The 15,298-nt window shown below is 64.7% G+C and carries 16 protein-coding genes; all 16 read left to right on the top strand.

Going from position 1 to position 15,298, the window contains the following annotated elements; genetic code table 11:
- The first annotated feature begins 63 nt into the window (after window positions 1-63).
- A complete protein-coding gene (gene prfA, locus ACW2Q0_RS29710; protein WP_457194235.1) occupies window positions 64-1,134 on the top strand; it encodes a peptide chain release factor 1 in 1,071 nt (356 codons plus the stop codon).
- 14 nt (window positions 1,135-1,148) lie between these two features.
- Window positions 1,149-2,021 carry a peptide chain release factor N(5)-glutamine methyltransferase gene (gene prmC / locus ACW2Q0_RS29705; protein WP_457194234.1) on the top strand — a complete coding sequence of 291 codons (873 nt, stop codon included), beginning with the start codon at window positions 1,149-1,151 and terminating at the stop codon, window positions 2,019-2,021.
- A 176-nt stretch (window positions 2,022-2,197) separates the two neighbouring features.
- Entirely contained in the window at window positions 2,198-2,863 is a 666-nt protein-coding gene (locus ACW2Q0_RS29700) for an L-threonylcarbamoyladenylate synthase (RefSeq protein WP_457194233.1), read from the top strand.
- A 40-nt stretch (window positions 2,864-2,903) separates the two neighbouring features.
- Window positions 2,904-4,046, top strand: a complete 1,143-nt coding sequence (locus ACW2Q0_RS29695) for a glycosyltransferase family 4 protein (protein WP_457194232.1) — start codon at window positions 2,904-2,906, stop codon at window positions 4,044-4,046.
- Window positions 4,047-4,140: 94 nt separating this feature from the next.
- Complete coding sequence (locus tag ACW2Q0_RS29690) at window positions 4,141-4,596, top strand: hypothetical protein (RefSeq protein ID WP_457194231.1); 456 nt, start codon at window positions 4,141-4,143, stop codon at window positions 4,594-4,596.
- A 245-nt stretch (window positions 4,597-4,841) separates the two neighbouring features.
- Window positions 4,842-5,690, top strand: coding sequence for a F0F1 ATP synthase subunit A (gene atpB, locus ACW2Q0_RS29685; protein WP_457194230.1), 849 nt, complete (start codon window positions 4,842-4,844; stop codon window positions 5,688-5,690).
- A gap of 72 nt (window positions 5,691-5,762) precedes the next feature.
- Window positions 5,763-6,011, top strand: coding sequence for an ATP synthase F0 subunit C (locus ACW2Q0_RS29680; RefSeq protein ID WP_457194229.1), 249 nt, complete (start codon window positions 5,763-5,765; stop codon window positions 6,009-6,011).
- Window positions 6,012-6,018: 7 nt separating this feature from the next.
- Complete coding sequence (locus ACW2Q0_RS29675; protein WP_457194228.1) at window positions 6,019-6,579, top strand: F0F1 ATP synthase subunit B; 561 nt, start codon at window positions 6,019-6,021, stop codon at window positions 6,577-6,579.
- 97 nt (window positions 6,580-6,676) lie between these two features.
- On the top strand, window positions 6,677-7,486 hold the full coding sequence (locus ACW2Q0_RS29670) for a F0F1 ATP synthase subunit delta (protein ID WP_457194227.1): 810 nt from the start codon (window positions 6,677-6,679) through the stop codon (window positions 7,484-7,486).
- Between the two features lie 67 nt (window positions 7,487-7,553).
- Entirely contained in the window at window positions 7,554-9,191 is a 1,638-nt protein-coding gene (gene atpA / locus ACW2Q0_RS29665) for a F0F1 ATP synthase subunit alpha (RefSeq protein WP_457194226.1), read from the top strand.
- A gap of 133 nt (window positions 9,192-9,324) precedes the next feature.
- Entirely contained in the window at window positions 9,325-10,296 is a 972-nt protein-coding gene (locus ACW2Q0_RS29660) for a F0F1 ATP synthase subunit gamma (RefSeq protein WP_457194225.1), read from the top strand.
- Window positions 10,297-10,392: 96 nt separating this feature from the next.
- Complete coding sequence (gene atpD / locus ACW2Q0_RS29655; protein ID WP_397031964.1) at window positions 10,393-11,835, top strand: F0F1 ATP synthase subunit beta; 1,443 nt, start codon at window positions 10,393-10,395, stop codon at window positions 11,833-11,835.
- 6 nt (window positions 11,836-11,841) lie between these two features.
- Window positions 11,842-12,216 (top strand): F0F1 ATP synthase subunit epsilon, encoded by a 375-nt coding sequence (locus ACW2Q0_RS29650; protein ID WP_062982621.1) that lies wholly within the window; start codon window positions 11,842-11,844, stop codon window positions 12,214-12,216.
- A 275-nt stretch (window positions 12,217-12,491) separates the two neighbouring features.
- Window positions 12,492-12,914, top strand: coding sequence for a DUF2550 domain-containing protein (locus ACW2Q0_RS29645; protein WP_457194224.1), 423 nt, complete (start codon window positions 12,492-12,494; stop codon window positions 12,912-12,914).
- A 9-nt stretch (window positions 12,915-12,923) separates the two neighbouring features.
- Entirely contained in the window at window positions 12,924-13,505 is a 582-nt protein-coding gene (locus ACW2Q0_RS29640) for a cob(I)yrinic acid a,c-diamide adenosyltransferase (RefSeq protein WP_457194223.1), read from the top strand.
- Between the two features lie 236 nt (window positions 13,506-13,741).
- Window positions 13,742-15,001 (top strand): UDP-N-acetylglucosamine 1-carboxyvinyltransferase, encoded by a 1,260-nt coding sequence (murA, locus tag ACW2Q0_RS29635; RefSeq protein WP_457194222.1) that lies wholly within the window; start codon window positions 13,742-13,744, stop codon window positions 14,999-15,001.
- The last annotated feature ends 297 nt before the right edge of the window (window positions 15,002-15,298 follow it).

The following is a 15,298-nucleotide window of genomic DNA, read 5'->3' as shown; positions in this document are numbered from 1 at the left end:
CTGCACTGCAGGCCGGGCGTCGGCGCTTTTGTGTGGCCAGTACGGATAAAGAGAGGAAGCACCGTGACGCAACCGTCCGCGATCGATGACATTCTGGCCGAGCACGCGGGCCTGGAGACGCAGCTCGCCGATCCGGCGCTGCACAACGATCCGGGTGCCGCGCGCCGGGTCGGCAAGCGGTTCGCCGAGCTGGCCCCGGTCATGGCCACCTACAACAAGCTGAAGACCGCGCGCGAGGATCTTGCTGCCGCACAGGAGCTCGCGGCCGACGACGCATCGTTCGCCGCCGAGGTGCCAGGCTTGGAACAACAGGTCGTCGAGTTGGAGCAGACCCTCGCGGATCTGCTCGCTCCACGCGACCCGCACGACGGCGACGATGTGGTGCTGGAGGTGAAATCCGGTGAGGGCGGCGAGGAATCAGCGCTGTTCGCCTCGGATCTGGCCCGCATGTACGTCCGCTATGCCGAGCGGCATGGCTGGAAGGTCGAGATTCTCGATGTGAACATCTCCGACCTGGGCGGCTACAAGGATGCGACCATTTCCATCAAGAGCCGTGACGCCGCGCGCGACGGTGTCTGGTCCCGCTTCAAATTCGAGGGCGGCGTGCACCGCGTCCAGCGGGTTCCGGTGACCGAATCGCAGGGCCGCATCCACACCTCGGCCGTCGGTGTGCTGATCTACCCGGAGCCGGATGAGGTCGAAGAGGTGCAGATCGACGAATCGGATCTGCGCATCGACGTCTATCGCTCGTCCGGCAAGGGCGGCCAGGGTGTCAACACCACCGACTCCGCGGTCCGCATTACCCACCTGCCGTCGGGCATCGTGGTGACCTGCCAGAACGAGAGATCTCAGCTGCAGAACAAGGCCCGCGCCATGCAGGTGCTCGCGGCTCGACTGCAGGCGCTCGCCGAGGAGCAGGCCGATCAGGAAGCCGCCGCGGGCCGGGCCTCGCAGATCCGCACCGTGGACCGCTCCGAGCGCGTCCGCACCTATAACTTCCCGGAAAACCGCATCACCGATCACCGCATCGGCTTCAAGGCGCACAACCTGGACGCGGTACTCGACGGTGATATGGACGCACTCCTGGATGCCCTCGGCAAGGCGGATCGCGAAGCCCGAATGGCCGCCGAGTAAAGGCGGACGAGTCCATGACGCGTGTGGCATTGCGTCCGGCCATCAACGAGGCGGTCGAAACTCTGCGGGCGGCAGGCGTGCACAGCCCGCAGGCCGATGCCGAGCATTTGGCCGCCCACCTGCTCGGCGTCGAGCGGACCAGGCTGGCGCTGACCCCGCTGGTCGCGCCGGAGCTGTTGGAGGAATTTCGCGCACTGGTCGCCCGGCGCGCGCAGCGAATCCCGCTGCAGCACCTGACCGGTACCGCGGCGATCGGTGAGATCGAACTCGTGGTCGGTCCCGGCGTTTTCGTGCCGCGTCCCGAGACCGAGCTACTGTTCGCCTGGGCTTTGGCGCAGTTGGAAGCGTTGCCGCATGATCACACGCCGGTCGTCGTCGATCTCTGCACCGGCTCGGGAGCGCTGGCCCTTGCTATTGCTCAGGCCCGCCCGGATGCGAATGTGCACGCGATCGAATTAGATCCGGCCGCCCTGCTATGGGCGCGCCGCAATGCCGATTTGCGCATTGCCGAGGGCGACACTCCGATCACCCTCTACGCCGACGATGTCACCGACCCGGATCTGCTCACCGAACTGAACGGTGCGGTCGATCTCGTCGTCACAAATCCGCCGTACATCCCCGAAGGCGTCGAACTCGATCCCGAGGTCGTCGATCATGATCCGCATCTGGCGCTCTTCGGCGGTCCGGACGGACTGGATGTCATCCGTCGCATGATTCCCACCATCACCCGCCTGCTCCGCCCCGGCGGCTGCTGTGCCATCGAGCACGACGACACCAATGGCACCGATCTGGCCGCCGCGCTGGCCGAACAGGGTGACTTCAACGACATTGTCGAGCATCCCGACCTCGCCGGTAAGCCCCGTTTCGTCGCCGCCACCCGGAGCTGATTCGGCTCGCGTTCACCACGTCGGTTCGCGCTGTGCGGACCGAGTCGCCGCGGCGGCTCGCAGTGATGGTTCTCGGCCGCTCGAAAAGCGTGCATTCGACTCGCGGTCGCGGTCACCGGAGGCAACCAACCCCCGTGATGGTGGCATCGACTGGCCCGCGTGACAGGATGGTGGCCGTGAGTACCGTCTACAACTGCGCGGATCCCGACTCGCGTGCCGCCGGACTGACCGCGGCCACCAGTGCCTTGAAATCCGGACGGCTGGTCGTACTACCGACCGATACCTTGTACGGCCTGGCCGCCGATGCCTTCGATGCCACCGCGGTGAGCGATCTGCTCGCCGCCAAGCGGCGAGGTCGCGATATGCCGGTACCGGTGCTGGTCGGCTCCTGGCACACCATCGACGGTCTGGTGTTCTCGGTGCGCCCGCAGGCCCGCGAGCTGATCCGGGCATTCTGGCCCGGTGGGCTGAGTCTTGTTGTGCAGCAGGCGCCTTCGCTGGCCTGGGACCTCGGTGACACCCGTGGCACAGTAATGCTGCGGATGCCGCTGCACCCGGTCGCGCTGGAACTGCTGCGCGAGGTCGGCCCGCTGGCTGTCTCGAGTGCCAATGTCTCCGGACAGCCGCCCGCTAAAACAGCCGCCGAGGCGCGCGATCAGCTCGGCGATCTGGTCGGCGTCTATCTCGACGGGGGCCCGGCCGAACAAGCGGTCGCGTCCACCATCGTCGACCTGACCGCGGATCAGCCGCGCATCCTGCGCTCCGGTGCGGTGTCGGTCGGTGATATCGCCGATGTGCTCGGGATGTCTCCGGAGGCGCTGACCAGCGTCGCAACGCGGTGACTTCGGGACGCAGTGATCGTATGGCGGATCAGATAATCGGATGATCGGTTCGGGTGCGGTAGTTCCCTTGCGCGAGCTGCTGCTCGTGCTACTCATCTCGGGCACGGTGACCTTCCTGGCCACCGGTGGAATTCGGGTGCTCGCCATCGCTTTCGGCGCGGTGGCGGTGCCGCGCGAGCGCGATGTGCACGTCAAGCCGATTCCCCGAATGGGCGGTGTCGGCATGTATATCGGGGTGGTTGCGGCCGTGCTGTTCGCGCACCAATTGCCCGCGCTGCGAAGGGGTTTCGATTACGCGCCGGATATTCCGGCGGTGCTGGTCGCGGCCACGCTCATCGTGCTCGTCGGTATCGTCGACGACCGCTGGGGCCTGGATGCGCTGACCAAATTCGCGGGTCAGGTCACCGCCGCCGGTGTGATGGCGGTCATGGGCCTGAGCTGGTACGTCATCTACAACCCGTTCAACGACACGACGGTGGTGCTGGACGCGCTGCAGGGCGGTCTGGTCACCGTCGGTATCACGGTGACTCTCGTCAACGCGATGAATTTCGTCGACGGTCTCGACGGTCTCGCGGCCGGGCTGGGTCTGATCTGCGCGGGCGCGGTCTTCGTATTCACTGTCGGACTGCTCTACAGCCAGGGCGGTTCGGTCGACACTTATCCGCCCGCCCTGCTCGCCGCCGCGCTCGCGGGCGCCTGTATGGGATTTCTGCCACACAACTTTTCGCCGGCCCGGATATTCATGGGCGATTCCGGTTCGATGTTGATCGGACTCATGCTGGCCGCGGTGTCGACGGGCGCCTCGGGCCGAATCAATTTGGCGGGCTATGGACCTCGCGACATCATCGGTCTGCTTTCGCCGCTGCTGCTCGTCGGCGCGGTGATGTTCATTCCGGTATTGGATCTGCTGTTGGCGATCGTGCGCCGGGTTCGCGCCGGTGTGAGTTTCTCGACGCCGGACAAAATGCACTTGCATCACCGGCTGTTGCAGATCGGGCATTCGCACCGTCGCGTTGTGCTGGTGATCTATTTGTGGGTCGGCGTGCTCGCCTTCGGCGCCGTCGGAACTTCGCTGATCCATGATCGTCGGATTGTGGTGTTGATGATGGCGGGCGGGCTGGTTTTCGCGCTGGTGGTGACCGCGATACCGGGCCTGCGGCGCAAGGAGCCCGCGGATTCGTAATGCAAGGCCCAGGTAAGGTTCAGGTCGTGAGCGAGCGAACCATAAACACGGCCTCCAGCGGAACGACGGAGCCGAGTGCCGACGAGGCGCGGTCGTGAGTCTCATCAACCCCGTCCCCGGTCCCGATGCCCCGCTGAAGGCGGCGCTGCGCTACGGCGTGATCGGTCTGGCCGTATTGGTGGTGCTCTCGGTGCCCATCGCCTCCGCCGTCGCGGGCCTGTCCGGACTCTGGGGGGCACTGCTCGGTGCGGCCATCGGCGGCGGCTTCATTCTCACCACCGCGGCTGTGGTGCTGTTCGGCGCGAAGCTGCCGCCGAGCACCGCGGGCCTGATCATGCTGGTGAGTTGGGTGGGCAAGCTACTGGTCGCGATGATCGTGATCGCGGTGCTGCAGCGGTTCGACTTCTACGACCGGATGGCGCTGTTCCTGACGGTTGTCGGCTCCTTGCTCATCGTGCTCGGCGCGGAGACGTACGGTGTTCTGCGGCAGAAGGTTCCGTACGTAAACGTACCGACCGGTGAGTCCGATTCGCCCTCTGCGCAGCAATAATCGCACCCACCTACACGTTGTCGTAGATAACTTGGTAAAGTGTTGGTAAGCAAGCGGCCAAGTGCGGGGGGATCACCGAGATCCCGCCGAGTGGCAGCTATGCTTACTGCCGTACCGGGCTCCGAGAGATTCCGGTTCTGCATGTCGACGAATGTCGCCGACACTACGTACAGACGCCCATGCGGATTGCCGCACAGCTGCTGACGAATTTTCGAGCCGACCTGAGTCGACCCAATTGATCGTCAATGTCCGATCGAACCGCGGGAATGACCGTACCCGCGGCCCGAACACGGGAGAGAACGCTGAGCGTCACCACTTTGGCGGGCGAGTTCCACGCGCCATCGCTGTCCGACTTCTTCCCTCCAGCAGTGCTGTTCGAGGGTACGCCGTTCGAACTCGACCGTTTGATGCTGATCCGGCTGTTGATGACCGCCGTGCTGGTGCTGGTCATGGTGCTGGCATTCCGCAATCCTCGCATCGTTCCGCGCGGTCTGCAGAACATCGCCGAAACCGGTTTGGTCTTCGTCAAGGATCAGATCTGTGACGAGGTGCTCGGCAAGGAATCCGGTCGCAAATACTTCCCATTGATCGCGACGATCTTCTTCGCGGTGCTCTTTCTCAACTTCTCCGGCATCATTCCGGGGCTGAACATCTCGTCGAACGCCCGAATCGGCATGCCGCTGGTGCTGGCCCTCATCGCGTACCTCGCGTTCAACTTCGTGGGTATCAAGAAGTACGGGTTCCTCACCTATATGCGCAGCAGCGTCGTCGTTCCGAATGTTCCGCCCGCATTGCATGTGTTGCTGATTCCGATCGAGTTCGTCTCGACGTTCATCCTGCGTCCGTTCACGCTGACCGTCCGACTCATGGCGAATATGCTGGCCGGCCACATCATGCTGGTGCTGTTCTTCAGCGCCACCTGGTTCTTCTTGTTCGACGCCGTGGCCTGGATGAAGGTGTTCTCACCGTTCTCGCTGCTGGCCGGACTCGGGTTCACGCTGTTCGAAATGCTGGTCATCTTCCTGCAGGCCTACGTTTTCGCCCTGCTGACCGCCGTTTACATCGGACTCGCCCAACACGCTGATTCGCACTGACCGCACAACTACCGGATATCTGCGACACCGCGCCGCCCGGCGGGTGTGCAACAGAAAGGGAATGAAAGACTCATGAGCCTCGCGTACCTGGCCCAGGAAGCCGCGACCACGTCGGAGAAGTTCAAGGGCTTCGGCGCCATCGGCTACGGCCTGGCCGCCATCGGCCCGGGCATCGGTGTGGGCATCGTTGTCGGTAAGGCCATCGAGGGTATTGCCCGTCAACCCGAGCTGATGGGCACCATCCGCACCAACATGTTCCTCGGTATCGCATTCACCGAGGCCCTGGCGCTGATCGGCCTCGTCGCCGGCTTCATCTTCTGAGATTGCCATGAGCACGCTTTCTATGCTCGCCGCAGGGACAGGGGAGGACATCAATCCCCTCCTCCCCGAGACCTACGACATTGTCTGGTCGGTGGTCTGCATCGCGATCGTCGGCGCCATTTTCTACAAGTACGTCATACCGCGCCTCATCAAGGTGTTGGATGAACGTACGGACAAGATCGAGGGTGGAATTCAGCGGGCCGAGGCCGCGCAGGAAGAAGCCCAGCTGACGCTGCAGCAATACCAGCAGCAGTTGGCCGACGCCCGGCTCGAGGCCGCGCGCATCCGTGAGGACGCACGCACCCAGGGCCAGCAGATCCTCGCGCAGATGCGCGCGGAAGCCCAGGCCGAAAGCGACCGCATCGTCGCTGCCGGTCACAGCCAGCTGGAAGCTCAGCGCCAGCAGATCCTGACCGAGCTTCGTGCCGAAGTCGGCAAAACCGCCGTCGATTTGGCCGAAAAGATTATCGGGCAATCGGTTTCGGACGAAGCTAAGCAAGCGGCATCGATCGACCGGTTCCTGTCCGAACTCGATCAGTCGAATGCCGGCATCGGGGTCGGAAGGTAGCCATGCCTGAGCGGGTCAGCGGCCGGAGGCGGAAGCGGAGCGTAACCACGCAGGCCGCCCCGATCAGGCAGGATCGGACACAGTGAAAGTGAGAAGCATGTACGCAGCGAGCCGCGAGGCAAGCTCCCGGGCACGGGAGGCGCTTCGGGCCGCTCTGACCGGAAGCGACAGTGTTGCGGCCACGACGGGGTCGGAACTGTTCGCCGTTGTCGCCGTGCTGGACGACCAGCGTTCGCTGCGTGTTGCGCTCGCGGACGTGTCGGTGCCCGGCTCGGCGCGCGCCGAACTCAGCGAACGGGTCTTCAGCGGCAAGGTCAGCCCCGCCGCCCTGGCGGTGCTGACCACCGCGGTGGCCCAGAACTGGTCGCGCACCGCCGATTTGGTCGACACCCTGGTGTTGCTCGGCCAGGAGGCGTTGCTGGAGTCCGCTGCCGACAGCGGACGACTCGGGGCGGTCGAGGACGAATTGTTCCGGCTCGGCCGGATCATCGGCGACAATCCCGAACTGGAGCAGGCACTTTCGGATCGTGCGAAGCCCGCGGCGGCCAAGCGCGAACTGATCGATCGGCTGCTGGCGGGCAAGACCGAGACCATCACCCGGACCCTGGCGGACCAGGTGGTCACCCGGTCGACGAATATCGGCGGCGCGTTCGGCGAGTTGTCCGATCTCGCGGCCGCGCGGCGCGATCAGATCGTCGCGCATGTACGCGCTGCGGTCGCGCTGACCGACCAGCAGCGCGACCACCTCGGGGCGTCGTTGCAGCGCATCTACGGCAAGCCCGTCACGGTGCACGTGCAGGTCGATCCGAGTCTGCTGACCGGCGTCGTGGTACGGGTCGGCGACGACCTGATCGACGGTAGCGCCACCGGCCGCTTGGAACGGCTGCGTCGGGCCCTGGCCTCATAGCGCAGCGCTGTGGCCTGACGACCCACCTCCCCCGACATTCACACCAGACAGCGAGAGCAGGAAGACTATGGCGGAGCTGACGATCTCCACCGATGAGATCCGTAGCGCGATCGAGAGCTACACCCAGAGCTATACCCCGGAAACCTCCATCGAAGAAGTCGGTGTCGTCACCGACACCAGCGACGGCATCGCGCACGTCAGCGGCCTGCCCTCGGCGATGGCCAATGAATTGCTCGAGTTCCCGGGTGGTGTGCTCGGCGTCGCGCTGAACCTCGAGGACCGTGAGATCGGTGCGGTCATCCTCGGTGAGTTCGCGGAAATCGAAGAGGGCCAGCAGGTTCGCCGCACCGGCGACGTGCTCTCGGTCCCCGTCGGTGACAAGTTCCTCGGCCGCGTGGTCAACCCGCTCGGCCAGCCGATCGACGGCCTCGGCGAGATCGAGTCCGAAGAGCAGCGCGTGCTCGAGCTGCAGGCCGCGACCGTGCTGCAGCGGCAGCCGGTCGAGGAGCCGCTGGCCACCGGCATCACCGCCATCGACGCCCTGACCGCCATCGGTCGTGGTCAGCGTCAGCTGATCATCGGCGACCGCAAGACCGGTAAGACCGCGGTCTGCATCGACGCGATCCTGGCGCAGAAGGCGAACTGGGAGACCGGCGACCCGACCAAGCAGGTTCGCTGCATCTACGTCGCGATCGGCCAGAAGGGTTCCACCATCGCGGGCGTGAAGACCGCGCTGGAATCGCACGGTGCGATGGAGTACACCACCATCGTCGCCGCCCCCGCGTCGGACTCGGCCGGCTTCAAATGGCTTGCGCCCTACACCGGTTCGGCCATCGGCCAGCACTGGATGTACCAGGGCAAGCACGTCCTGATCGTGTTCGACGACCTGACCAAGCAGGCCGAGGCGTACCGCGCCATCTCGCTGCTGCTGCGTCGCCCGCCGGGCCGCGAGGCGTACCCGGGTGACGTCTTCTACCTGCACTCGCGTCTACTCGAGCGCTGCGCGAAGCTGTCCGACGAGATGGGCGCCGGCTCGATGACGGGTCTGCCGATCATCGAGACCAAGGCCAACGACATCTCGGCGTTCATCCCGACCAACGTCATCTCCATCACCGACGGCCAGGTCTTCCTCGAGTCCGACCTGTTCAACAAGGGTGTTCGTCCGGCGATCAACGTCGGTACCTCGGTCTCCCGTGTCGGTGGCGCCGCCCAGACCAAGGGCATGAAGAAGGTCGCCGGTTCGCTACGTCTGGAAATGGCGCAGTACCGCGAGCTGGAGGCGTTCTCCGCGTTCGCCTCCGACCTCGACGCCGCCTCCCTCGCGCAGCTGGAGCGCGGTGCCCGCTGGGTCGAGCTGCTCAAGCAGGACCAGTACTCGCCCGTTCCGGTAGAGGACCAGATCGTCTCGATCTTCCTGGTCGACGCCGGCTACTTCGACTCGGTTCCGGTTGCCGACATCCGTCGCTTCAACGCGGAACTGCTCGAGGATCTGCACCGCAGCGCGGCCGACGCCTTCAAGTCGATCGCGGGCGGCAAGGTCCTCGACAGCGAGAACGGCGATGCCATCAAGGCGGCCACCGACAAGTTCAAGCAGGGCTTCCTCGCTTCCGATGGCTCGCGCGTCGTGAACGAGGCCGCCGCCGGCGAACTCGACCACGAAGAGGTCGAATCGCTGTCGGTGACCCGTAAGCACGTCGAGAAGTAATCGAGAGCTGGCTGATGCGCTATTCGATCCGCGGCATGAGCGACGGGCACGGAGGCGGTAGCTTGCGTAGCCACGCAGTGCCCCGCGAATGCTGCAATCCGATACCGTCGAATGAAGGGAGTGTGAACCGCTGATGGCAAGCTTGCGTGAATTGCGCTCCCGCATTCGTGGTGTGAGTTCGATCAAGAAGATCACCAAGGCCCAGGAGCTGATCGCGACCTCGCGAATCTCCAAGGCCCAGGCCAGGGTTGCGGCCGCGAAGCCGTTCGCCGAGGAGATCACCAAGGTCCTCAGCGAACTGGCGAGCGCGTCGACGAGTCTGTCGCACCCGCTGCTGACCGAGCGTGCCAACCCGCGCCGCGCCGCCGTCCTGGTGATCACCAGTGACAGCGGCATGTGTGGTGGCTACAACTCGAACGTGCTCAAGCGCGCCGAGGAGCTCATGGTCACCCTGCGCGGTGAGGGCAAGGAGCCGGTGCTGTACGTCATGGGTAATAAGGGCCTCACGTACTACACCTTCCGCAATCGGCCGGTGGTCAGTGCGTGGACCGGGTTCTCCCAGCAGCCGAAGTACAACGATGCCTCGGCCGCGTGCCACCACCTGGTGGATGCGTTCATGGCGGGCTCCGAGCTCGAGATTCCGGCCCCGAATGGGGTAGGCAATATCGAGGGCGTCGACGAGTTGCACATCGTGTACACCCGTTTCGTCTCGATGTTGACCCAGACCCCCGAGGTCCGTCGTCTGGCCCCGATTCAGGTCAGCTACGTCGACGAAGAATTCGACATGGGTGAGGACAGCTTCACCGACTCGCCGACCGCGGAACTCACCGCGCAGTACGAGTTCGAGCCCGATGCCGATGTGCTGTTGGCGGCGCTGCTGCCCAAGTACATCAACACGCGCATCTACTCATCGTTGCTCGAGGCAGCGGCATCCGAGTCCGCGGCTCGGCGCACCGCAATGAAGGCAGCCACCGACAACGCCAACGAACTGGCCAATGTGCTTACCCGGCAGGCGAATTCGGTGCGACAGGCCCAGATCACGCAGGAAATCAGCGAAATCGTCGGCGGCGTGAACGCGCTGGCTTCGAGCTCGGACCGCGACTAACGGCTGCCCGCGGCCTGAGGTCAGGGCCCGGAGGCGGAAGCGCAGCGTAACCACGGAGGGCCCCCGAAGGCCGCGAATAGGACACGGAAGAGAAAAATGACCGCAGCAGTCACACAAGAGAGCCGGACCGGCGCGAAAACAGGTCGCGTCGTCCGCGTCATCGGCCCCGTCGTGGACGTCGAGTTCCCGCGGGGTTCTATCCCTGAGCTGTTCAACGCTCTGCACGCCGAGATCACCCTGACGTCGGTGGCCAAGACCCTGACCCTCGAGGTCGCCCAGCACCTCGGTGACAACATCGTGCGCACCATCTCGATGCAGCCCACCGATGGTCTGGTCCGCGGTGCCACCGTCACCGACACTGGCAAGCCGATCTCGGTGCCCGTCGGTGACGTCGTCAAGGGCCACGTCTTCAACGCGCTCGGCGACTGCCTCGACGCGCCGGGCACCGGCCGCGACGGCGAGCAGTGGGGCATCCACCGCAAGCCGCCGAGCTTCGACCAGCTCGAGGGCAAGACCGAGATCCTCGAGACCGGTATCAAGGTCATCGACTTGCTGACCCCATATGTGAAGGGCGGCAAGATCGGTCTGTTCGGTGGTGCCGGTGTCGGCAAGACCGTGCTGATCCAGGAGATGATCACCCGTATCGCGCGTGAGTTCTCCGGTACGTCGGTGTTCGCCGGCGTCGGTGAGCGCACCCGTGAGGGCACCGACCTGCACCTGGAAATGGAAGAGATGGGCGTGCTCCAGGACACCGCCCTCGTCTTCGGCCAGATGGACGAGCCGCCGGGCACCCGTATGCGCGTCGCGCTCTCGGCCCTGACCATGGCCGAGTACTTCCGTGACGTGCAGCACCAGGACGTGCTGCTGTTCATCGACAACATCTTCCGGTTCACCCAGGCCGGTTCCGAGGTATCGACCCTGCTCGGCCGTATGCCCTCGGCCGTCGGTTACCAGCCGACGCTCGCCGACGAAATGGGTGAGCTGCAGGAGCGCATCACCTCGACCCGTGGTCGGTCCATCACCTCGCTGCAGGCCATCTACGTGCCCGCCGACGACTACACCGACCCGGCCCCGGCGACCACCTTCGCCCACCTCGATGCGACGACCGAGCTCTCCCGCCCGATCTCGCAGAAGGGCATCTACCCGGCAGTCGACCCGCTGACCTCGACCTCCCGCATCTTGGAGGCCTCGATCGTCGGTGCGGAGCACTTCCGGGTCGCCAACGAAGTGAAGCGGATCCTGCAGAAGTACAAGGAACTGCAGGACATCATCGCCATCCTCGGCATGGACGAGCTCTCCGAAGAGGACAAGGTCCTCGTCGGCCGGGCCCGTCGTCTGGAGAAGTTCCTCGGCCAGAACTTCATCGTGGCCGAGAAGTTCACCGGCCAGCCGGGTTCGGTGGTGCCGCTGACCGACACGATCGAGGCGTTCGACCGCGTCTGCAAGGGCGAGTTCGACCACTTCCCGGAGCAGGCGTTCAACTCCTGCGGTGGTCTCGACGACGTCGAGGCGGCCGCGAAGAAGATCGCCGGAAAGTAGTCACCTATGGCGGAGATGTCAGTTGATCTGGTCGCCGTCGAACGTCTGCTCTGGTCCGGCCAGGCGACGTTCGTCAGCGCGCAGACCACCGAGGGGCAGATCGGCATCATGGCGGGTCACGAGCCGCTGCTCGGCCAGCTGGTCGAGGGCGGCATCGTGAGCATCGTGCCCACCGAGGGTGAGCGGATCACCGCGGCGGTGCACGGTGGGTTCTTCTCGGTGACCGCGACCTCGGTCCGGGTGCTGGCCGAATCCGCGGAGTTCGCCGATGAGATCGACATAGAGGCGGCCCGTCGGGTGCTGGCGGACGCCGATGCCTCTGAGGAGGCGAAGATCGCGGCCCAGGGCCAGGTGCGCGCGGTCGAAGAGGCGAAGGCGTAGGACCGCACCAGGATTGGGTACAACCCGATAGCTCGGCGCTGTCGGCGGCGAAGGTATTCGCCGCCGACAGCGCCGTTTCCGGCTTCGAATCTGCAAAGACAAGGCCCGACCATTTGTAAACTCGGGGCCATGGTTGAATGGCCGGACGCGATGTAAGCATCAGGCCCGGCGGGGGCGGTCTGCGTAGCCCCGGAGGGCGTGCGAACACTGCTATCGAATTACCGCGTCGTCGACTCGGCGGCGGAACGAAGGGACGAACGGCATTGCAGACCGGGATGGTTCTCCTGATCATTCTGGTGCTCACGCTCGTTCTCTTGGCGTTGGCCTCCACGTACCGACTGATCATGTTGCGCCGCGGCGGCACCGCCGCGATTCTGCGGGTGCTCCCCGCGCGCGGCGGCCAGGGCTGGCGGCACGGCCTGATTCGATATGACGAGGATCGCCTCGTCTTTTACAAACTCTCCAGTCTGAAACTGGGCCCGGATTCCACCATTCGACGCCGGGGCATCGAGGTCGGTGATCGGCGTGGCCCGCGTGGCGACGAATACGACATCATGACCGACGAGATCGCGGTGACCGCGGTTTCCGATAATGACGGCAATTACGAACTGGCATTGGATCGCGGTTCGCTGGCCGCCTTTCTCTCCTGGGTCGAATCCCGACCGTCGGATCGCACCCGCCGGCTCCCCGGACTCTAGGCTGAACTCGTGAATGTGCACCTGACGCGGATCTATACGCGGACCGGCGACGATGGAACGACTGGCCTCAGCGATTTCTCGCGGGTGGCCAAAACCGATCCACGGCTCGTCGCTTACGCCGACTGTGACGAGACCAATGCCGCCATCGGTGTGGCCGTCGCGCTCGGTGACCCCGGTCCGGAGTTGCTGAAGGTATTGCGGCAGGTGCAGAACGATCTGTTCGATGCGGGCGCCGATCTTTCGACCCCGGTGGTCGAGGAGCCGAAGTATCCGCCGCTGCGCATCACCCAGCCGTATATCGACCGCCTCGAAGCCTGGTGCGATCAGTTCAATGCCGAACTGCCCGCACTGAATTCGTTCATTCTGCCCGGTGGCACGCCGCTTGCCGCCCTGCTGCACACCGCCCGTACGGTGGCGCGGCGCGCGGAGCGTTCGGCATGGGCCGCGGTGCAGGCGAATCCGGACGATACGAATATTCTTCCGGCGAAGTACTTGAACCGCCTCTCTGACCTGCTGTTCATCCTCAGCCGTGTCGCCAACCCGGGCGGCGACGTGTTGTGGAAGCCTGGCGGCGAACAAGGTGGTTCGTGAACTGTCCGATCCGCGCGACTGATCTGTCCAGGTGTGGGTAACTTCTGAGCGAGACCCCGCACAGGAGTATCACCGACCGTCCGCCGGTAAATAGGGGCGGCACGAGACACGCAAAAGTTGCTGGACACCCCCGAAGGCGTCCCAGTTACCTGGATATACCCCTGGCACTGCTACCCCCGGCCCGCAACGCCACTATCCTTTGCACCAACAGTGCGCCGAATACGCGGAGAGGCGGCATGGAACGGTTTTTGGTTACTGGCGGGAATCGACTCGTCGGTGAGGTCGCGGTCGGGGGTGCGAAGAACAGCGTCCTCAAGTTGATGGCGGCTGCATTGCTGGCCGAAGGCATGACCACCATTACGAACTGCCCGGACATCCTCGATGTGCCGTTGATGGGTGATGTGTTGCGCGGCCTCGGCTGCGACGTCACCATCAATGGGTCGGTCGTCACGATCAACACACCCGCGGAACCCAAGTACCACGCGGATTTTCCGGCGGTCACGCAGTTCCGCGCTTCGGTCTGTGTGCTCGGTCCGCTGATGGCCCGGTGTAAGCGAGCCGTTGTCGCACTGCCTGGCGGTGATGCGATCGGCTCACGGCCTTTGGATATGCATCAGGCCGGTCTGCGGCTCCTCGGCGCGACCAGCGAAATCGAGCACGGTTGCGTGGTGGCGCGCGCGGATGAACTGCAGGGTGCGCGGATCAGGCTGGACTTTCCTTCGGTGGGCGCGACCGAGAACATCCTCATGGCGGCCGTACTGGCCGAGGGGGAGACGGTCATCGATAACGCGGCCAGGGAGCCCGACATCGTCGATCTGTGCAACATGCTCGTTCGGATGGGCGCGCGCATCAGTGGCGCGGGCACGTCGGTGCTCACAATTCAGGGGGTCGAGCGCCTGCGGCCGACGACGCACCGGGTGATCGGCGACCGGATCGTCGCCGCGACCTGGGGAATCGCTGCGGTGATGACCATGGGCGATATCCGGGTCTCCGGCATCAACCCCAAGCACCTGTCCCTTGTGCTGGACAAATTGCGCTCCGCAGGTGCGCGTATTTCGTTCGAACCGGACGGTTTCCGGGTGATCCAGGCCGATCGCCCGCGCGCGGTGAATTTCTCGACATTGCCTTTCCCGGGATTCCCGACCGATCTGCAGCCGATGGCCATCGGTCTCGCCGCGATCGCGGATGGTACCTCGATGATCACCGAGAACATCTTTGAGGCGCGCTTCCGTTTCGTGGAGGAGATGATCCGGCTAGGCGCCGATGCGCGCACCGACGGACATCATGCGGTGGTACGCGGAATTCCGCGGTTGTCGAGTGCGCCCGTGTGGTCGTCGGATATTCGGGCCGGCGCCGGATTGGTACTTGCCGGTCTGGTTGCCGATGGCACCACCGAGGTGCACGACGTCTTCCATATCGATCGCGGCTACCCGAAATTCGTTGAGCAGCTGCAGGCGTTGGGTGGTCAGGTGGAGCGAGTCGGCGCCGCGGATTGATCATGTGAACGGCAGACGACTATCCCCTCGCGCTGAAAAGCGTTTCTGACCAGGCGATTTGACATCGTGCACACCGACACGTAACTTTATTCGAGTCAGAGCGACACGGACACCGACCCGGGGCCGACACGCTGAGCCGAAAGGCTGGGCAAGGGCCAGGGAAACGAGGTAGGACGTCGAGCGCCTGGCGATCACACTAGCTCGAGCAGGACCCCGATTTTGAATTGGGCCGCTGGTTGAGCTAAGCTGGAAAAGTTGCCTCACCGATCAACCGGGGTTAAGCCCCGTGAGATGGTG

The organism is Nocardia citri (assembly GCF_054065835.1).
This window is presented reverse-complemented; position numbering and strand designations above follow the sequence as displayed.